This is a genomic window from Natribacillus halophilus (genome assembly GCF_900100185.1).
Lineage (GTDB): Bacteria > Bacillota > Bacilli > Bacillales > Marinococcaceae > Natribacillus > Natribacillus halophilus.
On sequence record NZ_FNEN01000005.1, the window covers coordinates 80,226 to 101,395 of the forward strand.

At 44.8% G+C, this 21,170-nt stretch carries 25 protein-coding genes and 1 pseudogene; 16 read left to right on the forward strand and 10 right to left on the reverse strand.

What is annotated here, in order from left to right:
* Positions 1–6 precede the first annotated feature (6 nt).
* From BLS58_RS07645 to BLS58_RS07660, 4 genes are read left to right on the forward strand one after another with little or no spacing between them, the layout of a single operon-like run.
* The gene (locus BLS58_RS07645) at positions 7–1,143 is read left to right on the forward strand and encodes a 2-oxo acid dehydrogenase subunit E2 (RefSeq protein ID WP_090397632.1); all 1,137 of its coding nucleotides are present in this window, start codon (positions 7–9) and stop codon (positions 1,141–1,143) included.
* Positions 1,144–2,544, forward strand: a complete 1,401-nt coding sequence (locus BLS58_RS07650; RefSeq protein ID WP_090397634.1) for a dihydrolipoyl dehydrogenase family protein — start codon at positions 1,144–1,146, stop codon at positions 2,542–2,544.
* Between the two features lie 31 nt (positions 2,545–2,575).
* Positions 2,576–4,000, forward strand: coding sequence for a Na+/H+ antiporter NhaC (nhaC, locus tag BLS58_RS07655; RefSeq protein WP_176764661.1), 1,425 nt, complete (start codon positions 2,576–2,578; stop codon positions 3,998–4,000).
* A 21-nt stretch (positions 4,001–4,021) separates the two neighbouring features.
* Complete coding sequence (locus BLS58_RS07660; RefSeq protein ID WP_090397636.1) at positions 4,022–4,897, forward strand: CE1 family esterase; 876 nt, start codon at positions 4,022–4,024, stop codon at positions 4,895–4,897.
* A 68-nt stretch (positions 4,898–4,965) separates the two neighbouring features.
* On the opposite strand, the gene BLS58_RS17990 is transcribed toward BLS58_RS07660, so the two are convergent.
* From BLS58_RS17990 to hpaB, 4 genes are all read right to left on the reverse strand, one after another.
* Positions 4,966–5,154, reverse strand: a complete 189-nt coding sequence (locus BLS58_RS17990; protein WP_245723101.1) for an aldehyde dehydrogenase family protein — start codon at positions 5,152–5,154, stop codon at positions 4,966–4,968.
* A gap of 431 nt (positions 5,155–5,585) precedes the next feature.
* Entirely contained in the window at positions 5,586–6,050 is a 465-nt protein-coding gene (locus tag BLS58_RS07675; protein WP_090397641.1) for a flavin reductase family protein, read from the reverse strand.
* Positions 6,051–6,073: 23 nt separating this feature from the next.
* Positions 6,074–7,051: a 3,4-dihydroxyphenylacetate 2,3-dioxygenase gene (gene hpaD, locus BLS58_RS07680; protein WP_090397642.1), complete on the reverse strand. Its 978-nt coding sequence runs from the start codon at positions 7,049–7,051 to the stop codon at positions 6,074–6,076.
* A 21-nt stretch (positions 7,052–7,072) separates the two neighbouring features.
* Positions 7,073–8,542, reverse strand: a complete 1,470-nt coding sequence (hpaB, locus tag BLS58_RS07685) for a 4-hydroxyphenylacetate 3-monooxygenase, oxygenase component (RefSeq protein WP_090397643.1) — start codon at positions 8,540–8,542, stop codon at positions 7,073–7,075.
* Between the two features lie 167 nt (positions 8,543–8,709).
* Here hpaB and BLS58_RS07690 point away from each other — a divergent pair, with 167 nt between their 5' ends.
* From BLS58_RS07690 to BLS58_RS07710, 5 genes are all read left to right on the forward strand, one after another.
* A complete protein-coding gene (locus BLS58_RS07690; RefSeq protein ID WP_090397644.1) occupies positions 8,710–9,594 on the forward strand; it encodes a LysR family transcriptional regulator in 885 nt (294 codons plus the stop codon).
* A gap of 71 nt (positions 9,595–9,665) precedes the next feature.
* Positions 9,666–10,319, forward strand: coding sequence for a GntR family transcriptional regulator (locus BLS58_RS07695; RefSeq protein WP_090397645.1), 654 nt, complete (start codon positions 9,666–9,668; stop codon positions 10,317–10,319).
* A 21-nt stretch (positions 10,320–10,340) separates the two neighbouring features.
* On the forward strand, positions 10,341–11,090 hold the full coding sequence (locus BLS58_RS07700) for a fumarylacetoacetate hydrolase family protein (protein WP_090397646.1): 750 nt from the start codon (positions 10,341–10,343) through the stop codon (positions 11,088–11,090).
* A complete protein-coding gene (locus BLS58_RS07705; protein WP_090397647.1) occupies positions 11,090–11,863 on the forward strand; it encodes a fumarylacetoacetate hydrolase family protein in 774 nt (257 codons plus the stop codon). Before BLS58_RS07700 ends, BLS58_RS07705 begins: the two co-directional genes overlap by 1 nt.
* A complete protein-coding gene (locus BLS58_RS07710; protein ID WP_090397648.1) occupies positions 11,844–12,227 on the forward strand; it encodes a 5-carboxymethyl-2-hydroxymuconate Delta-isomerase in 384 nt (127 codons plus the stop codon). Before BLS58_RS07705 ends, BLS58_RS07710 begins: the two co-directional genes overlap by 20 nt.
* A gap of 13 nt (positions 12,228–12,240) precedes the next feature.
* Here the strand turns inward: BLS58_RS07710 and BLS58_RS07715 are convergent, their stop codons facing one another.
* The 5 genes from BLS58_RS07715 to BLS58_RS07735 all read right to left on the reverse strand — a co-directional run bounded on the left by BLS58_RS07715 (position 12,241) and on the right by BLS58_RS07735 (position 15,676).
* Complete coding sequence (locus BLS58_RS07715) at positions 12,241–12,744, reverse strand: CoA transferase (protein ID WP_245723102.1); 504 nt, start codon at positions 12,742–12,744, stop codon at positions 12,241–12,243.
* A gap of 90 nt (positions 12,745–12,834) precedes the next feature.
* Complete coding sequence (locus BLS58_RS07720) at positions 12,835–13,191, reverse strand: NAD(P)-dependent oxidoreductase (RefSeq protein WP_090397649.1); 357 nt, start codon at positions 13,189–13,191, stop codon at positions 12,835–12,837.
* Entirely contained in the window at positions 13,188–14,252 is a 1,065-nt protein-coding gene (locus BLS58_RS07725) for a sirohydrochlorin chelatase (RefSeq protein WP_245723103.1), read from the reverse strand. The genes BLS58_RS07720 and BLS58_RS07725 overlap by 4 nt, the downstream gene beginning before the upstream one ends.
* Position 14,253: 1 nt before the next feature.
* Complete coding sequence (locus BLS58_RS07730; protein WP_090397651.1) at positions 14,254–15,069, reverse strand: uroporphyrinogen-III synthase; 816 nt, start codon at positions 15,067–15,069, stop codon at positions 14,254–14,256.
* A gap of 82 nt (positions 15,070–15,151) precedes the next feature.
* Complete coding sequence (locus tag BLS58_RS07735) at positions 15,152–15,676, reverse strand: hypothetical protein (protein WP_245723104.1); 525 nt, start codon at positions 15,674–15,676, stop codon at positions 15,152–15,154.
* A 220-nt stretch (positions 15,677–15,896) separates the two neighbouring features.
* On the opposite strand from BLS58_RS07735, the gene BLS58_RS07740 reads away from it, so the two are divergent.
* Entirely contained in the window at positions 15,897–16,844 is a 948-nt protein-coding gene (locus BLS58_RS07740; RefSeq protein ID WP_090397653.1) for an Rpn family recombination-promoting nuclease/putative transposase, read from the forward strand.
* Between the two features lie 58 nt (positions 16,845–16,902).
* Here BLS58_RS07740 and sdhB read toward each other — a convergent pair.
* Positions 16,903–17,658 (reverse strand): annotated as a pseudogene (sdhB, locus tag BLS58_RS07745) (succinate dehydrogenase iron-sulfur subunit).
* A gap of 173 nt (positions 17,659–17,831) precedes the next feature.
* Between sdhB and BLS58_RS07750 the strand changes: the two are divergent.
* The 6 genes from BLS58_RS07750 (at position 17,832) to modB (ending at position 20,624) form a co-directional block, all read left to right on the forward strand.
* Positions 17,832–18,251, forward strand: coding sequence for a hemerythrin domain-containing protein (locus tag BLS58_RS07750; protein ID WP_090397655.1), 420 nt, complete (start codon positions 17,832–17,834; stop codon positions 18,249–18,251).
* 20 nt (positions 18,252–18,271) lie between these two features.
* The gene (locus tag BLS58_RS07755) at positions 18,272–18,592 is read left to right on the forward strand and encodes a hypothetical protein (protein WP_090397657.1); all 321 of its coding nucleotides are present in this window, start codon (positions 18,272–18,274) and stop codon (positions 18,590–18,592) included.
* Between the two features lie 26 nt (positions 18,593–18,618).
* Positions 18,619–18,795, forward strand: a complete 177-nt coding sequence (locus BLS58_RS17500) for a hypothetical protein (RefSeq protein WP_176764663.1) — start codon at positions 18,619–18,621, stop codon at positions 18,793–18,795.
* Positions 18,796–18,963: 168 nt separating this feature from the next.
* Positions 18,964–19,188: a group-specific protein gene (locus BLS58_RS07760; protein WP_090397659.1), complete on the forward strand. Its 225-nt coding sequence runs from the start codon at positions 18,964–18,966 to the stop codon at positions 19,186–19,188.
* Between the two features lie 19 nt (positions 19,189–19,207).
* Complete coding sequence (gene modA, locus BLS58_RS07765; RefSeq protein WP_090397662.1) at positions 19,208–19,981, forward strand: molybdate ABC transporter substrate-binding protein; 774 nt, start codon at positions 19,208–19,210, stop codon at positions 19,979–19,981.
* Positions 19,974–20,624, forward strand: a complete 651-nt coding sequence (modB, locus tag BLS58_RS07770; protein WP_090397664.1) for a molybdate ABC transporter permease subunit — start codon at positions 19,974–19,976, stop codon at positions 20,622–20,624. Before modA ends, modB begins: the two co-directional genes overlap by 8 nt.
* Positions 20,625–21,170 lie beyond the last annotated feature (546 nt).

Consider the following 21,170-nt stretch of genomic DNA (forward strand, 5'->3'; position numbering starts at 1 on the left):
GTATCCATGGTGGAAGTAAAGTTGCACGACATTGGAGAAGGTATGCACGAAGCGGAAGTCCTACGTTTTTTGGTCGATAACGGCGAACCAGTAGAAACCGACGCGCCGCTCGTGGAAGTACAAACGGATAAAATGACCGCTGAACTCACCGCGCCATCAAAAGGGGTAGTGAGTAACATCCAAGCAAATATTGGAGATGTTATTGAAGTTGGGGATACCATTCTTAACATTGATGAACCCGGACAAGCAGCCAATGAGGCTCCGGAACCGACAGCATCATCCAAAGAAGCAACACCTTCAGTTGGAGAACCGTTGCAACAAACATCTCCCGCTCCGCCCTGGAAGCTTGCCTCACCTTATACACGTAAAATTGCCAGAGATAACGACGTTGATATGGCACAGGTAGAGGGGACCGGTCCGGCCGGTCGGGTCATGGACGAAGATGTCTATAATTATATCAAGCAAGCAACAACGCCACAGACAGAAACTGCTCAAACAACATCATCTTCTCATGATAAAGTTGTAAACCCTACACCAGAACCGACGGCAGAACGCCAAGTCCGAGAAATTCTGCCACTTACACAGACACCTAGCGGCATTCACACTGAAGAGATGGATTTCACGAAACTTCTTAAGCTAGAAAAAGAATGGGGCATTTCCCTGCATTCATTTATCATAAAAGCTGCTCAAGTCGCATTAAAGGATTATCCTTCATTAAATGCACTTATCGATGAAGCAGAGGCAAAAGTTCATTTCGCATTGGATTGCCATATAAGCGTGACCCAACCTCACATGGAACCAAAAGTGATTCCAAATGTAGATCAAGCCTCCATTTTAAACATTGAGAAATCTTCATCCAATGGAGAGCATGATCAGAACTACACATTTGCTATCCATCATCTCGAAAACGAAAGCAATATTGGGTCGATTTCTGAAGAAAGCTCTCAATCTGGCATGCTGATTTTTAGCCCTGTTCAGGGAAAGACAGCTGTCTATCATCAGGAAATCACCGTTCGATCCATGGCCGATATCACTTTACTGTTTGATCCTCGTGCTGTCACCGGCTTAACAGCAATCGCGTTTTGCCGACGTTTAAAACAATTTATAGAGAACCCAAATTTACTGACTTTGGAGTTGATATAGTTGGTCGTCGGAGATTTTGCTCACGAAAAAGACGTCATTATCATAGGAGGAGGGCCTGGTGGTTATCACGCAGCCATCCGGGCCGCACAGCTTGGTCAAGAAGTGGCCTTAATTGAAAAAGAAGTGCCTGGTGGCGTATGTATTCACAATGGCTGCATATCTTCGAAACTTTTTGCCGAAGCAGCCAAGAGATTGCGCGATGCCAACGATATGCCTTCATACGGAATAAATGTGCATTTACCAACATTTAATCTGGCCGAATTACAACAAAAAAAATCCACACTCATTAAACAATTGACGGGTGGCGTGGAATCACTATTAAAAAAACATCGTGTTGAAGTCATCCAAGGGGAAGCCAAGTTTTTATCGGAGGGCCAGATAGGGATAGAGAATGGTGATTCTTTTGAGAAATATCAATTTAAACAGGCAGTCATCGCCACGGGATCTTCATATATCCGGCCGGATGGTTTCGATATAAACCATGAAAGAATTCTCGACCCTACCTCCATTTACAAACAAACAGACCTGCCCGAACACTTAATTGTTTTCGGTTCCGATTACCATGCGATCGAAGTCGCTTCTTCCTATGCCGCTTTCGGGACTGAAATAACCCTAGCACTCGATGAGCCGTTGCCATATGATCAGGAAATTAATAAAGAGCTGACTAGGCTTTTCAAAAAAAATAAGGTGAAGGTACTAAAGAACAACTCTCTAGTAAATGTCTCTCCTTTTGAGGACCAGGTTGAAGCTACCATATTCACCGGAGATCAAGAGCAAACCATTACTGCATCCCATCTCTTTTTATCATGTAACCGGGTGGCCAATACAGACGCTTTAGCTCTTGACGCTGGAGGGATTGAAATCACCGATGGAGGATTTATACCAATCACGGCAACAACACAAACAAATCAACCTCACATTTACGCGGTTGGGGACGTTACCTCACACGGCTCGCTTGCCGTCGAAGCTATCAAACAAGGAAAAGTAGCAGCTGAACGTATAGCCGGGGAAAGGAGTGAATGGGACCCGTGGGCTTGTCCAATGGTAACCCATGGCATCAGACCCATTGCCATCACCGGGCTCACGGAAGAAGAGGCGATAAAAGTCGGCTATGACATTAATGTTGGTACGTTTCCGCTACGCTCAAATGCTTACGCTTCCATTACCAATAAAAATGAAGGGCTCTTTAAAATCATTAGTGAAAAAGAAACAGATGTGATCTTAGGCTTTCATTCATTAGGAAGTGGCGCCGTCGAACTTATCAGCCAAGCTATACAAGCTTTGGAGATGGGCGCACGCATCGAGGACGTGTCCTACCCTTATTACCCGCATCCAAGCTTAAATGAAGCCTGGTTCGAAGCGTCTGAAGATGTGTTTGGGATTGCTGTGCATCGAATGTAAGTCCACAAAAAAACTCCGAGGGGGCATTATTATGGAACACAAAGCATCTACAAAAGGGTCCGCACTGGTTTTATTAATTATTATCGCGATTCTGGCGGTGAGTATTCTTTATTATGAAACAGCACCACATATTCCCATATTAATAGGGATTATGGTCGCTGCGGTCTATGGCTTTAAACTGAAATACCAGTGGCATGAGATGGAAAGCGATCTCGTAAAAGGGATTTCAAATGGTATTCCCGCAATACTCATTCTGAGTTTGATTGGAACGTTAATTGGGGTCTGGGTTTTAAACGGCACTGTACAAACGATTACCTATTATGGTTTGCAAATTCTTTCGCCCGCGACGTTTTTAATTTCTACTGTCATCATCACCGCTATTCTGGCGATCATGACTGGAACCTCATTAGGCGCAATGGGAACAATCGGTGTATCATTAATGGGCGTCTCGTATGGCATGGGGGTAGAGCCGGCTATAACTGCAGGTGCCATTGTAAGCGGTGCCATCTTCGGCGACAAACTTTCCCCACTTTCAGACACGACTAACCTTGCGGCCGCGGTAGCAAAGACAAACATCTTTGAACACATTCGCCACATGTTATGGACGACCATTCCGGCTCTTATCATTTCACTAATTATTTTCGGTCTGATTGGAGCCTTTACCCATGATGGTACCGCGACCACCGGTCAGATTGAAGAGATGCTGCAAGTGCTTCAATCTGAATTTCCGATCACCCTTGTGACGCTTTTATCACCGCTAGTAATTATTGTTTTAGCCATAAGAAGGATCAAGCCCATCCCTGCGCTTTCATTAGGGTTAATAGTTGCTGCTTTAACGACATTCCTTACCGTACCCGGCAGCACCTTCGGGGACATTATCAATGCTGCGCATTTTGGATATGAAGCCGAAACCGGGCATGAAGCCATTGATGAGCTCTTAACCCTGGGCGGTTTAGAAGGTATGCTATTCGGTGTTTCTTTAATTATCATCGCGCTCGCGTTCGGGGGATTAATCCAAGGGATTGGCATAGCAGCAGCCTTAATCGAAGGAATCAAACGAGCACTTAGAAGCAGAGGAAATACCATTGCATCCACATTAGCCTCTGCCTTTGGCGTCAATGTCGTTACAGGAGAGCAATATCTGTCTATCCTCCTGCCGGCACAAATGTATGAAGATTCTTACCGACATCACAACCTGCATCCGAAAAACTTGAGTCGGACGGTCGAAGATGGAGGGACCATCTTACACCCACTCATCCCATGGGGAGTTATCGGGGCTTTCGTAATGACAACATTGAACGTTGGAATGGAATACGTATTCTTTGTATTTTTAAGCCTGGTCACTCCGTTTATCGCCCTCTTTTATGCGTATACCGGGTGGACTTTAACAAAATTAAATGAGGATAAAAAGGATAGGAATGTAGATAAAAACGAAGATTCTACCAAAAATATGTAATTTCCAAGAGGTTGGATAGATATGCAAAAAGGAAAATTAACAAAAGAAACAATAAACATCCAGGGGCTAGAACGATCTTTTTTGTACTACGTTCCAACATCTTACGATGGTAATCACGCGCTCCCGCTCCTGCTCAGCTTTCATGGAGCGGGAAGCAGCGCTGAGCATCATAGCCGCTTAACAAAATTTCATGAACTGGCAGAGAGAGAAAATTTTTTCGTTATCTATCCTGAAGCGACACATGTAAATGAGTCTGACCCTTTTTCCAAACGATGGAACGAAGGCTTAAAAGATAATCCAGCTTATATAGCCAAAATTGATGATGTCTCATTTGTTCAAGCCTTAATGAGCAAATGGCAAAATTCTTATTCTGTCGACAAGCAACGTATATACACGACCGGTTTTTCAAATGGATCCAGCTTTAGCTTTCGTCTCGCGATTGAATGTCCAAATACATTTACAGCGATTGCGGGTGTCGCCGGGCCTCTTCCAAAACATTTGCAGAGTAATATTGAAGCCTTTCCTCCTTTGATTTTTATTATGGGAGATGCCGACCCGGTTGTCCCTTTTTCCGCTGCAGATGCTGCCGGTGAAAAATCCTTTGTCATTAGCGGTTTGCTAGGTGCACGAGAATGCGCAGAGATAGTTGCCTATAGATCCAATCATACAAAAACAGAGCGTCTATCGCCTTTAGAACTCCAAGACCCAACACGCATTGAACAAACAAAGTATATGGGTCAAGATGAAACTACCCTCGTTACATTTTATCACGTAAAAGGAGGGGGGCATACATGGCCAGGAGGACCAAAGGTTCAATCCCCTGCTTCCAATGGAAAAGTGAGCCAACAAATGGATGCCAGCAAAGTTATTTGGGATACGTTTAAGCAGTGGATGTAACTTCTCCAGTCAAAAATAATGGTGAACGGCCATTACGACACGTTCACCATTATTTTTATGAGTCTATATCAGAATGGATAATCAAGCTTTGCTTTTTGCACGGATACCCATTTCGTTGTTGTCAGCTCCTCTATTACCCATTCATGACCAAAACGACCGATACCACTGTTTTTTACGCCGCCGAATGGAACATTTGCCTCTAACACTGCCGGCATGTCGTTTACGTGGGTCGTTCCAGACTCAATTTCAAGTGCCAATCGCTCTCCTTTATCAAAGTACTCGCAGTTTTTATGAAGGGTTATTGGCTGTTCATGATAAACACTTCCATAAATAGTGGCATAAGGATTTTTTGACTGGCAACAAAATAAAATAGGAAACTAGTTTGATGCAAAGAACTACCTGTTCTATGTTCTACGTAGTATTCTGTATCTATTTCAAGGTTTGGTTGAAAGGGTGGAAAGAATAATCCCTTGCTTAATGGAAACTCATTCATACTCTTCCGCCTCTCCGTACAGATTAACCCATACTTTATGGACTGATGGAGGGAAATGATTCATGCTGTTTCCCTTATGTGAAGGAATGTATCACAGTTGACTGGTCGATCTCCTTAGATATTGGTAAACAACTATCCGACGAAGGCTAACCTCCGTCGGATAAAGTCCCATGAACCTGTATCAGATCGTTTATCTTACGCTTCTTGTAATTGTTTGTAGGAGCCCTCGTGAAACGCCAACGGATCCCCGTCTTGGATCTCTATATTCTTTACTTTCCCGATGAATAATGTGTGATCCCCTTCATCGTGACTGTTATGAACATCGCAAGCGATAGATACCAAAGAGTTATCAATAACCGGCAGTCCTTCAAAATAATTAAACTCTACATCTTGCTTATCTGTTTTCTGTCCGGCGAAAATCATTGACATTTCCTTTTGGTCATTCGAGAGCACATTGACTGCGAACTGTCCTGATGCTTCAATTTGTTCCTTCATTTTTGCTTTATGGCCAACAGAGATCAATATAAGTTTAGGATCCATTGATACTGACATGAAGGCATTCGCCGTCATTCCGCGAACTCCACCATCAACTTCTGTTGTTATGATGGTCACACCCGTTGTGAATTTCCCCATCGCGGCCCTAAATAACTTATCATCCATATATATTCACCTCATTGCTTTTTTTAGATGACAAACGTCGGTTTTTTCTTCTCTAAAAGTGGCTCAGAAGTCTCCGTTTTTCTTCCATTCACGTCCAAAAACTGTGTGGCCTCTTCAAACCAGCTATCCGGCGCTTCATGCCCCCAAAAGGTTTGACGTTTTGGATCATCCAGATCCCAACGTTTTGGTTTGAAATCAGGGTCACTGGTCAAATAGTCGCCATTGTACAATTCTATACGATGACCATCTGGATCCCGTAAATAGAGGAAAAAGGCGTTGGATAATCCGTGACGACCCGGCCCTCGTTCAATGTTCGGCCCATAATTCAATGCGGCTAATACATCGCAGCAATTGATAATGCTCATTGGGTCACTCAACCAAAAACCGACATGATGGAGGCGTGGACCAATCCCATTCATAAATGCAACATCATGGACGCTTGGTTTCCGGTGCAGCCAAGCAGCCCATATTTTTTCGTCAGCAGCCGCGGTATACTCTGAGCATCTGAACCCGAGTTCATCAATATAAAACTTGTATGCAGATTCCACATCGGGAACCATACAGTTAAAATGGTCAATACGCTGAACATTTGCACCTTTGTATAGATCATAGCGCTGCAGCATGATCTCTGCCTGTTCCATTTCAGCATAAAATTCTATTGTTAGCCCGGAGTTATCCGTAGTACGCAACGTGCGGCCGAGCGCTTTTTCCTCTCCTGCTTCCTTCCATTTAATCAGCTGTCCCTTGTTTTCAAAAAATGAGGCAAGCTCATCCAAGTGACGATCGTCAGCTACTTTGTAACTGATGACTTCAGCAACGGGCTCATTACTTTTTTTCAAACAAATACTGTGGTGGTTGTGCTCTTCTAAACCTCGTAAATAGATATGGCAATCATCACGCTCAGTTTCAATGAATCCGAGGGCATCGTAAAATGTCTTTGAACGCTCTAAATCTTCGACATGGAATTTGACACGGCCGGCACGGATAATATCAAAATTCATTCGACTTCCCCCTTATTAAGTTTAGACATGGCTCGGTTTTGATGATTTCACTTGATCCAAAAAGTCTTGAACATAGGCTTTGTACGGTTCCTTATCATATCCATCAAAATAACTCATCCTCATCTTAATAGGATCTCCAAAGAAGTAATACTCATAGTGCATTTGACGACTTCCGAATGAACTAAGCGTAAGATCCCAGGCTAAACGGAAAAGTTTCACACGTTCATACCCTTCCATATTTTTGGACTGGAGCGCGCGATTCACGATCGGCCCAAGCTCTTCATTTTGAAAATCAGCCTCGGTCGGTATTCCCATCAAACCGGACGCACCCAAAATTCTCAAGATTTCAACCAACCGTGGATATACGTTTGGATACCAATTTCTCGCCGCATTTAAAGCTTCAAAGTCAGGCGTCATCGTTCCCCATTTATCTAACGTTGCGTTTTGCTCGGCACGGTATAAATGAGATTTCATCGTTTCCAACGTCAACATGATCTCTGTGCCTTTATCTTTTACATGCTGGAACCCGTCGATCCCGATTGATTCCATAAGCTTAAGCACCGTACCCAAAACGAACTCTGTTTTTACGACGTTTTTAGCTACCACTTGGTGAGACATATGAACAACCGCGTTCGTCTCTAAGAAAGTACGGTTACAAATTGAAGAGTTTCCACAGACGAAGACACGATCCCACGGCACGAAAACGTTATCAAAATATACGATGGCATCGCCTTCTTCAAAACGACTGCCCAATGGATGGTCCCATTCCGATCTTCCATAATCAAACGATTCACGGCTAATAAATTTCAAGCCATCCGTATTATTCGGCACAACGAAAGCAAGCGAATACGGATCATCAAGTTCTCCAGCCGGCTTTACGGTTGAAGGGAAAACGAGTATCTCATCAGTGATTCCACCTTGAGTCGCAAGCAGGCGCGCCCCTTCTACGATGATGCCGTCTTCACGTTTTTCTTTTAAATGCAGGGCCACGTTTGCATCCTTTTGTTCGTGTTGTGCTTTTTCACGATTGACTTGGGGGTGGATGAGCGTATGCGTCAAACTGATGTCATTTTCTCGCGCATATTCATAGAACCTGCGGGCATTGTCCGCAAACATTTGATCATCTTCAGCAAAAAGGTCATTGGCAACGCCCATCGCCATCACTTCTGCATTTAGATAATCAGGAGAGCGTCCCATCATCCCTCCGGATGTCCTCGCCCACTCTTGAATCGCTTCACGCCTTTTGGCTAGATCCTCAATGGATTCCGGGCGAAGAAATGTCATTCCAACTTTTTCACCACTCGTTGGTGACGTGTACAACATCTTCTCCGGTTTTTCGTGCTGTAAATCATAAAGGTTAGCCATGGAATCAATCACATTTTTGAACGCTGGATGAGTCGTGGGATCCTCCACGCGTTCCCCATGAATATAGACATTGTTATTCGCTTCTCTTAACCCTTGTTTATATTGTTCGCCTGTTTTCGCTGGCATTAACAATTCACCCTTTCTGTTTATCCCTTGTTGTACACTTAAAATAATCGTCAAAATAAATTTAACAGTTGAACTGATTACGCTTTCATATTATCATGGACTAACAAATATGATAAATATTTATAATATTGATTTCGCATATGATTTAAATATGGGAGGTGTCGAAATTGGAAATTAGACGGTTGCGCTATTTTAAAACCATTGCGGATGAAGGGCAAATCACTCGTGCAGCAAAAAAATTACACATCGCACAACCCCCTCTAAGTCAGCAACTCAAACTTCTGGAAGAAGAACTTAATGTCACTTTATTCGAAAGAAATGGTCGATCGTTGATATTAACTGAATCGGGAGAGACGCTTTATCGCAAGACATCTGATATTTTAAATGGAATAGAAGATACCATTGCAGAAGTGCAAGCAGTCGATAGTGGAGTCAAAGGTGTTCTTAAAATCGGAGCAAACAAATCTTGCTTTGCCTATCTTCTCCAACAGATCACACACATTCGCGAACGATTTCCTGGTGTCCAATTTAAAATTCGAGAAGGAGATACGTACACACTGACAAAAGAAATATACGAAAGAGAAATTGAGCTTGCCATTGTGCGATTACCGGCAAATGACACAGAGTTTTCTTCAGTGCTTATCCCGCCCGAGCCATATATGTTTGTCATTTCTGATCAATGGGAAGGATTTTGTGACAAAGACAGTGTATATATGAAGGATTTAGATGGCATTCCTCTCCTTCTCCTTCACCGTTTAAGCGGGAAAGGGCAGTTTGAAATCGTAACCGATGAGTTCCAACGACTCGGCTTCAATCCTAATATAGTCGTTGAATGCCCAGATGCCGCCATGTTGTTATCTCTTACAGCAGCCGGAACAGGGGGGACGATTGTGCCGAAATCAACACTCGAAGCTTTTTCACAAGAAAACTTACGCGTTTTCCATCTCAAAGATTTCAAAGTCCAGGCAGAGGCAGCCCTGCTGTGGGGAAAAGATCGATTTCTTTCAAAGCCGGCGCGCGAGGTCATTGCCAATATGGAAGAGCTGTATTAAACAAAGGGTTTGGAGGCGGTTAACGGCTTTTTATGATTGAAATCATATACTAAATCATATATAGTGATGGCATGGAGAGAAAAGAAAGCAAGATAAATAAAACAAAATACGCCTATGAAGTTATCCGAACGCGTATTTTAGATGGCACTTACACCCAAGGACAACGCATCGTTATTGACCAAATAGCTAAGGAGGTTGGATCCAGCCACATCCCTGTCCGTGAGGCCTTGCGACAACTTGAAGCAGACCAATTGATTAAATATGAACAAAACGTTGGTGCTGTTGTCCGCTCAATTAATGACAATGTTTACAAAGAATCACTTGAATTACTCGCCATTCTCGAGGGTTACGCAACCGCGAAAAGTACACCCTATATAAATCAGGATGATCTTCAGGAACTCACTTCCATCAATGAACAATTAAGAGAAGTTGTTCAAAACTATGAACTCCAGCGTTTTGGAGAGCTCAATCAAACGTTTCACATGGCGATTTACAAACACTGTCCAAATCAACTGCTCATTCAAGATATTATTAAGGTTTGGGAACGTTTGGATAGTGTTCGCAATGGAGGGATATCCTTTTACCCTTCCAGAGCTCCCCAATCGATAACCGAACATGAAACATTATTGAGTATGATAGCTGAAAACAAACCACCATATGAAATAGAGGCTTTTGCCCGAGATCATAAACTGAATACATTACATGCCTTTAAAAACAAATCGTGATTAAGAGAGGTGCTTTCACCCATGAATGCAAAAGCTTTTATCCAGGGATCGCCCCTGAGCAAGGATTTGGATGTACAAACAACAGAGTTACCTGATGACAACGGAGAAAACGAATGGGATGTCCCAGTTTCTGGAACCATTTATGGAGTCGCTCTAAATTATAAAGAGAGTTTGCAAGCGTACGAATCAGATTTTCATGAAAAACCATACAATCAACCACCTCAGGCACCCGTCTTGTATATTAAACCAAAAAATACATGGACGCCACACCGCTCAACCGTTTATCTGCCTGAGGACATCAATGAATTGCAGACCGGTCCATCTCTTGGCATTGTTTTCAAACAAACAGCTACACAGGCGAGCCCTGATCGATCACTCGACAATGTAGCTGGATTTACTATTGTCAACGACCTGCACGTCCCTCACGGGAATCTACATCGCCCGGCATTAAAACATCAAGCTCGCGACCAATTTTGCCCAATCGGTCCATGGATTATAAAGCCATCCGATGTGATGGATCCTGACCGATTACAGATCAAAACATATATTAATAGAGAACTTGCGCATGAAGCTAATACATCTTCACTCGTTCGCGATGTTCGCCGACTGATCAGCGACGTCACTTCCTTTATGTCAATGACGAAAGGCGATGTTTTACTGACCGGCGTACCGTACGAAACACCGAGTGTCAAAAGTGGCGATAAGGTTCAAGTGAAGATTGAAAATGTTGGAATGCTGGAAAACAGCATTTTGTCAGGAGGGGATCAGTGATGAAAAAAGGCCGAATTGCAGTCAGTGGAAATATTCATGATGTCATTCAAACGGAAAACGGCGTCCAACTATTAGACGGGCGGACATATAAAGAACAAGAGGTGACGTGGCTGCCTCCCGTCACCCCGCAAACGACATTTGCTTTGGGATTAAATTATGCCGATCACGCGAGCGAACTCTCTTTTGAACCACCAAAAGAACCCCTCGTTTTTTTGAAAGGTCCAAATACTTTTATCGGCCATAATGCTGAATCGATACGACCGGAAGAAGCAACCCATATGCATTATGAATGCGAGCTTGCTGTTGTCATCGGTAAACAAGGGAAAAACATTAAACAAGCCGATGCTTATGACTATGTCGAGGGCTACACAGTTGCCAATGACTATGCGATTCGTGATTATTTGGAAAATTATTACCGCCCGAATCTAAGAGTGAAAAATCGGGATACGTGTACGCCAATCGGTCCTTGGCTCACAAGTGTAGAGGATGTCTCTGAACCTATGAATCTCGCTTTGCGTACGAAAGTCAACGGTGTCACGACTCAAGAAGGCACGACAAAAGATATGGTGTTCTCCATACCCTTTCTTATTGAATATTTAAGTGGTTTTATGACGCTTCAACCCGGGGATATCATCCTCACAGGAACACCGAAGGGCGTTACTAAAGTCGAAGCGGGTGATGTCGTGGAAACGGAAATCGAAGGGCTGGGAAGCCTCAAGAACACGATCATTCCCAAGCTGAAGGAGGAGGACAATGCCTCACTTAATCGTTGAGTATACAGATAACTTAGAGGATCGCATTGCCATTCAGAACTTATTGGAACGTTTAAATGAAACATTACGTGAAAAAGACCATATTTTCCCTACGGGTGGCATTCGCGTTCGTGCGATCAAACTTGAAAACTATGTAATCGCCGACGGTACAGAAGAGGATGCTTTTGTTCACGCCACTTTAAAAATCGGTCCAGGCCGTTCCACTGAGGAAAAAGAAGAGGTGGGGAAAGCCTTATTTGAAGTCCTAACAGAAGATTTCGCAGACATCCATTCATCGAGCTACCTAGCGCTATCATTAAACATTGAAGAATTTCCGAACGAGGGAAGTTATAAGCAGAATAATTTGCATAAGAGGTTTAAATGAATCTATCATAAAATCAGTAGAGTCCCTCCCCAGGTGCTTCAGATAACTTCAGCACAATCCCCGGGACTCTTACCTTCTCCCCATCCGGCAATTCGACCGTTTGAAGCATTTCCCGATCCTGATATTGTTCATCCTTAGCGATATCTTCTATACTATAGATCGGCCCTACCGGCACCCTTGCTTCATCAAGTATTTGTTGCACTTCTTTCTGTGTACGTTGTTGTGCCCAATCCTCAATAACCTTATCCAGATATTCTACATTATCCGCCCTACCCTGGTTGGTCACATACGCAGGATCTTCAGCAAGGTCAGAGCGGCCTTTGGCATTTGCTTCCGCACTATAAGGGATCATAATACAGGAAAAGTGGTCAGCGCGATTACCGTTGTAGACCCCATCCAGCGCATGAAAGACTATTAGGTTCCCGATATATCTAAAAAAGTGATCAAAGCCGGAAAAGAAGCCTCCGAACGACTGGGATATGATGAAAGATATTTCAGGCGAATTTAGCTCGGTCACCCCCGGTCTGGAGTGTGAGTGTTTGATATTTTGATAATGGCTGATAAATAGTCACTGACTAAATTATTGTAAGGAACATTCGTTCCTTACTCAATATAAACTTTTTATCTCCCAAAAATTCCCCTCCCCGGCATCGTCAGCAAAATACACTAACTGCCGCGGCGCTTTATTTTTCTTTATCGCTTCATGTAGCTCAGGTTGATTCGTACATAAAAATAACTTGTCACTCAAAAATACTTCCGATGCCACCGCCGATCGGCAATCCCATCTGAACCGGCCTGCCCGTTCCAAACCCAGCAGCTCTTCATTAAGCGTAGGCGCGATCACGGCAACTTCCGCCGCTTCCGCTTCCAATAATAATTTCACCCGTCGGCAAGCGACATCGCCCCCGCCGACGACGGCACAACTCATTTCGCTCATCTCAATCATAAAAGGGAGAGCGCTCATGTATACACACGCCCTTCCTCATTCAAGGCTTCTTCTGTTCGTCTCGCCAAAACATCGCTCAACCCATCGTCGGAACCGAGAAAATCACAAAGCGTATAGCGAGTGTTTGCCTTCCCTTCACGTTCACGAAGCATTTCATCCAACTCTTCCATCAACACCCCGGTAAATAATAAATACGGCAACACATATACCTGCGGCGCTTCCAGTTTTTCCACTTTCGCGAGCCCCTGCTCGACCGTCGGCGTCGTAGCGGCCAAAAAACACGTTTCCACGTTATTGCAGGCGACTCTTTCATAAATCAGGCGCGCGATTTTTGCGACGTCGCTTGGCTGCTTTCCATCACTCGAACCTCTGCCGACCACTAACACCGTGCAGTCTTCACGCTCCCGATCATCTCCCAATGCCGGCAACCCGGCGTGCAGCAAACGGCTAACAGCCACGTCGATCACATCATCTTCGATACCGAAGGGTCTGCCGCAGGATATCTTTACGTGTGGATACGTTTCTTTTGCCCGTTCCAACTCACGGGGAATATCTACATTTGCGTGGGAGGCGCTCAACAGCAATACCGGGACGACGGCGATCTTCGTCGCACCCTGTTCTATGCAAGCTTTTATTCCTTCCGTAATCGTCGGTGAAACCAATTCAATGTAGGCGATCTCTTGAATCATTTCTGTTTCATAATTGTTTTTGACATAATCGATAAACGTTTCAAATTGCTCGTTGCCTTCCTTTACTCGGCTTCCGTGTCCAACGTATAAAATCGCCTGCAAAGTTCTCGATAGTGTGTGCGGAAATTTTTCAATTATTAAAGTGAGCATTTCAGCCATCGTACCGCTAAAAGGGGTGGCTTCCCATTCTCCGCGATGATTGCATATACTCAGTTCATACGTCTGGAGATTAAAACGAGTCAGTCTCGCACGATTGACCTTTACCATATCTTCCTCAGAATAGATAACGAGATGAGATCCATGCGTTCGAACGTTAAGATGAGTAAAGCCATGCTCATGAAGCGTATCTTCAAGCATTGTTTTGGAAGCATTCATGATTCGTTGGACCATTTTAATTAACCTCCTCTCCACTCACATACCGCCCAAGTTCCACCATCATCGCGCCCATGCGTTCGGTTGTTGGTACTACTACCCGCGATACACTCTCTTCCTCGAGTGCTTCGGCGGTCACCTTGCCTACAGCAGTGGCAATCGTCTTGTCTGCAAAAACCCTCAGCAACTGCCGGTGCCTATCCACTTCATTGGCACGATTAAACAGTGATCTGACTTGCAAACCGGTGGTGAAACAGACAGCGTCGTATTTTTCCGCAAGCAGTTCCTCTATAAAAAGATCCACCGCCGCATCATCTGGCGCCTCATGCACATAAGGTAGCCACGTTGTGAGTGTCGCGCCTTGTTCTTCTAGGTATTCCTCCAACACCGGCGAAGAGACCCCGTATTGCTGAATAATCACATGTTCACCGGAAAAATTGACGGTTTTTAATTTCTCCTTCAACCCCGCGGTTGTGCCATCATCTGAACGTATATCCACGTTAATGCCTAATTTTTTCAAAGCCGCGACCGTCTTGTATCCACGGGCAGCGACGTGTGCCGATTGCATTTTTTCCAAAAACCGCTCTTTCATCCCCGCCTCGTCGGCATATGCCATAAGGGTGGTAACCCCGATGCCTGTGGTAAAAATAAACCAATCAACACGGCCCGCCAGCCCTTCCTGCATTAAGCGCGTAACCGCTTCTTGATCTTGCTTGACGGTTCCTTGCATCGACCGCACTTCGCTCGTCGCCCCTTGTTTACGTAAAAGCGTCTGCATATCATCCGTTTTTCGCGAAGCCGTTAGCGCCACATATTTGCCCTCTAGATGGTTCATTCTCCAACTCCCTCCCTGTAACACATCCTAACTTAAAAGGCCATATAACGCCAAAGCAGCGTTATATGACCCAATGGGAAGGTTATTGAAAACTTTGGCTTCCCTGCGACCCTTGCGCGGACTGTCCCTGCGAGCTTTGTTGTTGCCCTTGCGCTGATTGTGAACCTTGTTGCTGGCCTTGCTGGCCGCCCATTTGACCCATCTGGCCTTGTTGGCTTTGTTGCTGTTGTTTTGACTGCTGGTTGATTTGGTCAAGTTGTTGCTCGGCTTGTTTCAAGGCTTGATTCACCTGGCTTAAAGCCTGATTGGATTGCACGGTCTGCAAACCCTGGCTCAAAATATCAACGGCTTGTTGCATCGACTGCTGAAGTTGCTGATCGGCTTGTTGGCTCTGTTGCGTCGTTTGGTCGCTGAATTGTTGCAGTTGTTGAACCAACGAATCCAACTGCTGGTTGGAACCCTGCTGGCCAGATGACTGTTGACTTTGTCCGGACGATTGTTGATTATTTTGCTGCTGCATTTGTTGCAATTGCTCTTTCAGTCCACTGACCTCTTCAGCCACTGCGTGGTCGTTGGCTTCAACTTCAGGACGAATAACTTCGCTCATAGGAACGCCTCCAGCTGTTTTTATTTAAAAAGATCACATGACATGATCCTTACCTTCATTAATTTTGGCCGGAGTCACTTTATTTATACGATCCAGTACTTCCCTTTATATTTGCAGTTATTTTTATGAAAAATAATACAGGAACACTTGTTTTCATTTCTGCTTTATGGTATTCTGCCTATAAGGATGTTCATATTCAAACAAAGGATGTGGTAAAATAATGACAAATGCGATGCCAGTACTCGTCCGGGAAGAACCCGCCCGGCATTTGGACCATGACGGCCTTTGGAAAAAAGTGATCACCGATCTGTTCGAACCATTCATGCTATTTTTTGCTCCCGATCTTTACGAACAAATGGATTGGAGCAAGCAACCTGACTCACTGGAACAGGAACTTAAACGCACATTTCCGGTGAAAAAAGGGACGAAGTACACGGACAAACTCATGAAAGTGCATCTACAAGACGGTAAAGAACAGTGGATTCTTGTTCATGTTGAGGTCCAACGCGACAAAGAAGATGATTTTGCGGAACGAATGTTTCAATATTTCTACCGTATTTTCGACAAGTACAACCAAAAGATCTATGCCATTGCTCTCCTCACCGATGCTGACCGGTCGTTCCATCCCACATCCTACGACTACCATTTCCACGGAACGAATCTAACCTACGCCTACAACACCTATAAGATTTGGCGTGAGGATGAAGAAACGCTACTGCATTCAAACAACCCTTTTGCCCTCGTCGTATTAGCCGGTAAATACGCCCTAAAAAGTGAAAAAAACGCCGATGACCGCTATCAATTCAAACGCCGGCTGTTCGACTTGATCATCCGTCACAAGAACTACTCACGCGAGAATACTACTTCGTTGATATTGTTTGTCGATTTTTTGTTGGCTATGCCTGAGGAAATGGACCAAAAGCTACAAGGTGAGTTTAGCTCAAAAGTAGAAGAGGAGGTGAGCCTTATGCATGATACTTCGTTTCCCGACCCACCGACGTTCAAACCTGTATTTGAAAAGCTGAGAAGGGAAGAAGAGGAAATAAAAAGACAAAATACAAAAGAAATTGCTGAAGTTATGCTAGAAAAAGGCTATTCAGCTCAAGAAATTATTGAAATAACAAACATCACTGAAGATGAGTTGGAGGAAATCAAGAATCAGAATTAAAAGAAGATAAAGCAGGCTTAACGTGACAGCAAGCCTGCTTGCTTCCATAGCCTAACCATTAACGATCGCCAAAAAAATTACGGAAAGATTGCAGGCTCATATCACGGTTGAGAGCGGCGATCGATGTCGTGATCGGGATGCCTTTCGGGGCACGATTCCACACAATTTTGAGCATTCCCGCAATCCTGTAAACCACCTTCACCCATAATCCCCTGCAAACGCTCGCTTTTATGCATCTTCCCGGATGGATGCGCATTAAAAAGGCGAGGCTGAATGACGGGAGCGGGCCCCATAAAATTGGAATGGTCATTGACATTCGGACAGACTTCCAGGCAGACCCCGCAAGTCATGCATTTGGAAAGTTCGTACGCCCATTGCCGTTTATTTTCAGCCATCGCGGACCGGGCCCAAGGTCATACGTTCCATCGATGGGAATCCAGGCTTTTACTTTCTTCAGGGAATCGAACATTTGGCTGCGATCCACGATCAGGTCGCGGACGACCGGAAATGTTTTCATTGGCTCCAGATGGATGGGATGTTCCAAGTCGTCGATAAGCGCCGCGCACGACTGCTGGGGCCAGCCATTAATGACCATCGAACATGCTCCGCACACTTCCTCCAGACGATTCATGTCCCACACCATCGGCGACGTTTCCACGCCATCAACAGTGATCGGGTTTCGTCGAATTTCCATTAACGCGCTGATCACATTCATATTCGGACGATATGGAATAGCAAAGGTCTCTGTATAAAGCGAGGCCTCCGGATGATTCTGTCTTGTGACAATCAAACGAACATGTTGCTCTTCACTCATGCAAGTCCCCCTCATTATGCACTATACTCCATTCTTACATAACAAAATTCTCCTATGTGTGATAAAAATCACTTTTTTACCCTTAATGTTTTTTTATAATCGATTTAGTCTACTGCTTTGGGATGGTGATCTTTGCCTACATCCTGAAATATATGGAAAAGGAGCTGAGACAAATGACTTCAGGACCGGCGTTGCGGAAAGTTGACAGCCACTCTTCCATCCATGAAGCCGCCTTGAATGAGGCTCGAGAAATCACTGATATACTCGAGGAATTACTCAAAAAGGAACAATACGAAAAGGCTTTGGAGACGGCTTATATCGGTGTTGAACATTGGGAAACGCGGACTTTACAGCATGCGGCCTCCGAAGAAGAGGGACTCTATAAAGAACTGGCCGAGGAGTCGGCGGAATTGAATGAAGCCGTCATTGGTTTAACGCGTGACCATGATCTCTTACGGCTGCTCGTCGAAGAGATTAAGGAGCTGCTCGGCACCGAAGGCATTAATGACCAAGTACTCCAACGGTTTCAGGCATTGATTCTCGTCGATGTCTTACACAATCAGGAAGAGGAGAAAATTTTGCCGGAGCATTAACCCGGCATTGGAGGTGCAACATGGAAGCCGAGGGACGGGATTGGAAACGGGAACGACTGTTACGGGTGGTTTCCCCTTCCTTATACCAACACGTCACCATTGAATTGGAGTCAACTCATAATGTCCACTCGTACGATATCGAAGCGACCGCGATCAGCGAGGAGCATGAATTGGAACTGATTATACGGTATGGCGATGATTTTAACCATGAAGAACGACATTCATTTTCTCATCAAGCCATTGAACAAATGGATACGACCATTACTGACTTTATCCATGCGGTCGGCAAAAATTGTGTCAAAGTGATGGTCAGTGATTATTTTCAAAGGATGAAGCCTTAAAAACAGGCAGAAAAGGAGGATGACCTTTGTTTTTATGTGATGATGACCATCTCATCCAGGACCGGGAAGATTTGATCGGTAAATGTCCTGAGCAAACAGGAAAAAGCGACCCAAAAGGAATAAAAAGGAAAAACAAATCAAGGGATCAAGCCGCGAGCAGTTCCCTGCGAAAGAAAGAGCTTTTAACCGGACAAATGTCCTGAGTTTCATCCTAACCTCTCCCTTGAAACATACATTCTATATACATATTATCATACTTTTCATCCCTACGCGTTTGTGGGAGAATAAAGTAAAGAAAACTTGGCTTATCGCCAAGCCTGGCGAAAGCCTTAGTTGCACTTATGTAAGATAAGAAAGGAGAGTCGATCATCATGGGATCTTGCCCGATCGATCACACACCTGAAGAAGTACAGAAAAAGTTGCAAAGTCAACGCGAATTTTTGCCGACTGACGTTTACGACAAATCTGTCCACCTTTTGCAGCAAGAACAAGCGCAGGAAACACTCAATGAACTCTTTCATTTATTGAAAAAGTACGACCTCGCCGAGCCGCAGGAGCAGGAACAACGGAATGCTGATATTTTGCAGCTGAGTTAGGGGAGCCATTCCTTGCGAAATGAAAACATACATATTCATTCTGATGATGATCTTTATAAGCGGCTGTGCATCTTCCCAGGAACCAGAGGAACCTACCGAGGTACAGGTGGCTGCAGCGAGCAGTTTGCAACCTGTTTTTCATGAACTGGAAGAGGAAATCGAAAATCACATAGATAATATCGATGTCGTTTTTCAATTCGGCGGGTCAGGGGCATTGCAACGGCAAATTGAACAGGGCGCACCTTTCGATATTTTTTTCTCTGCATCGGAAGCTGATTTTGCTGCCTTGCTCGAAGCTGAAAAAATTAACCCGGAACAATCGATGGATTTACTCGGGAATAAGCTCGTCTTGATAAAACCCGCTGCTACGGAAACGCCTATCGCTAACTTAGAGGAATTGGCGCATAGCGACATTGAAACAATCGCGATCGGAACGCCGGAGAGCGTTCCGGCCGGAAAGTTCGCGCAGGAAACATTGGAGAATTTACAGATGTGGGGAATATTGGACGATAAAATAGTGCAGGCGAGGAGCGCTCGCCAAATCCTTACGTACAATGAAACTAATAATGTGGACGCCGGATTTGTGTTTGCCACCGATGCCGCTTCTTCCGAAGACGTCGAAACAGTGGAGAAGATTGACACGTCCTTGCACCGGAATATTATATATCCGCTTGGAATCATCGAGGAGACCGATCAACCGGAAGCGGCGTTGGAAGTGTACAACTTTCTTGTCAGCGATGAAGCCAAGGCGGTATACGAGGCGTATGGATACGAGGTGACCATCGATGAATGAGTTTTGGAGCCCTGTTTTGATTTCAATCCAGACGGCCTTTACCGCGCTGGTGATCATCTTTGTGCTCGGGATCGTCCTCGGTCGCTGGATGTTTCGGGCGCGTTTTTTCGGAAAAACACTCATGGAAACATTGTTCATGTTGCCGACGGTTCTGCCGCCAACCGTTATCGGCTTTCTGTTCATCATTATTTTTGGCGCGCAGGGTTGGGCAGGGCAAATCCTGGATGTTGTCTTCGGACAGTCCTTGATGTTCACTTGGGCAGCCACCGTTCTCGTTGCCGTTGTGGTCGGATTTCCTTTTATGTATCAGTCCGTAAAAACGGGGCTCGGCACGATTGAGCCTGAAATTGAGGAAGCGGCTCGTGTCAATGGCGCCCGTGAATGGCAAGTGTTTTTTTACATATCCATGCCATTGATCTCCCGTTCACTCGTCACCGGTCTCATATTAAGCTTCGCTCGGGCGATCGGTGAGTTCGGCGCCACTTTTATGTTTGCCGGCAATATCCCCGGACGTACGCAAACGATGCCCATCGCCATCTTCACCGCGTTGGAAGCCGGCAACACGGCTCTCGCGTGGACGTGGGTGATCGCGATTGTGCTTTTATCATTCAGCTTGCTGTTTGTCGTGCGGCGATTCGCTTAAATACAACGTCTTTTGCTTAAGGATAAACCATGTGACACACGAGCCAATGAATAACAACAACCATTGAATGCTCACCAATAGAATAAGGAAAAAGATTGTAAACAACAAAGAGACCCATAGAATCAACACCGCCATGACCTTTGCTTTTAATGGAATCCCCCGAACCCGAGTCAGATATCAGCGATATCTAAAAATTTATCAGTGAACTCAGCATTATGCCAGCTTACATTCCAAAGGCTAGAATTTGGAATTCGATACCTTTGAGCACACAAGGTGAAGTCAAAGTAAAATGATTTTTAAGGGAAATAAAAATCGCCTTTCTAAGACGAGCCCGAGGGAGATCACATCGCCCTCTCGGAGTGAGATGCCCTGCTTTTGAGGTATGGCAACGCGCTTCTTGTTCCTCTCGGAGCGAGATACCCTGCCTTTGGGGTATAACAACGCGCTTCTTGTCCCTCTCGGAGTGAGATGCCCTGCCTTTGGGGTATAACAACACGCTTCTTCTCCCTCTCGGAGTGAGATGCCCTGCTTTTGGGGTATAACAAC

Bases quoted from the DNA above. Each gene is read 5' to 3' on its own strand.
- modA (WP_090397662.1), top strand. From the start codon at position 19,208: ATGAAAACATACATATTCATTCTGATGATGATCTTTATAAGCGGCTGT.
- BLS58_RS07740 (WP_090397653.1), top strand. From the start codon at position 15,897: ATGACAAATGCGATGCCAGTACTCGTCCGGGAAGAACCCGCCCGGCAT.
- hpaB (WP_090397643.1), bottom strand. From the start codon at position 8,542: ATGCCAGCGAAAACAGGCGAACAATATAAACAAGGGTTAAGAGAAGCG.
- BLS58_RS07695 (WP_090397645.1), top strand. From the start codon at position 9,666: ATGGAGAGAAAAGAAAGCAAGATAAATAAAACAAAATACGCCTATGAA.
- BLS58_RS07675 (WP_090397641.1), bottom strand. From the start codon at position 6,050: ATGGATGATAAGTTATTTAGGGCCGCGATGGGGAAATTCACAACGGGT.
- BLS58_RS07660 (WP_090397636.1), top strand. From the start codon at position 4,022: ATGCAAAAAGGAAAATTAACAAAAGAAACAATAAACATCCAGGGGCTA.
- BLS58_RS07735 (WP_245723104.1), bottom strand. From the start codon at position 15,676: ATGAGCGAAGTTATTCGTCCTGAAGTTGAAGCCAACGACCACGCAGTG.
- nhaC (WP_176764661.1), top strand. From the start codon at position 2,576: ATGGAACACAAAGCATCTACAAAAGGGTCCGCACTGGTTTTATTAATT.
- BLS58_RS07755 (WP_090397657.1), top strand. From the start codon at position 18,272: ATGGAAGCCGAGGGACGGGATTGGAAACGGGAACGACTGTTACGGGTG.
- BLS58_RS07720 (WP_090397649.1), bottom strand. From the start codon at position 13,191: ATGAGCGCTCTCCCTTTTATGATTGAGATGAGCGAAATGAGTTGTGCC.
- BLS58_RS07700 (WP_090397646.1), top strand. From the start codon at position 10,341: ATGAATGCAAAAGCTTTTATCCAGGGATCGCCCCTGAGCAAGGATTTG.
- BLS58_RS07730 (WP_090397651.1), bottom strand. From the start codon at position 15,069: ATGAACCATCTAGAGGGCAAATATGTGGCGCTAACGGCTTCGCGAAAA.
- hpaD (WP_090397642.1), bottom strand. From the start codon at position 7,051: ATGAATTTTGATATTATCCGTGCCGGCCGTGTCAAATTCCATGTCGAA.
- modB (WP_090397664.1), top strand. From the start codon at position 19,974: ATGAATGAGTTTTGGAGCCCTGTTTTGATTTCAATCCAGACGGCCTTT.
- BLS58_RS07645 (WP_090397632.1), top strand. From the start codon at position 7: ATGGTGGAAGTAAAGTTGCACGACATTGGAGAAGGTATGCACGAAGCG.
- BLS58_RS07725 (WP_245723103.1), bottom strand. From the start codon at position 14,252: ATGGTCCAACGAATCATGAATGCTTCCAAAACAATGCTTGAAGATACG.
- BLS58_RS07750 (WP_090397655.1), top strand. From the start codon at position 17,832: ATGACTTCAGGACCGGCGTTGCGGAAAGTTGACAGCCACTCTTCCATC.
- BLS58_RS07760 (WP_090397659.1), top strand. From the start codon at position 18,964: ATGGGATCTTGCCCGATCGATCACACACCTGAAGAAGTACAGAAAAAG.
- BLS58_RS07710 (WP_090397648.1), top strand. From the start codon at position 11,844: ATGCCTCACTTAATCGTTGAGTATACAGATAACTTAGAGGATCGCATT.
- BLS58_RS07705 (WP_090397647.1), top strand. From the start codon at position 11,090: ATGAAAAAAGGCCGAATTGCAGTCAGTGGAAATATTCATGATGTCATT.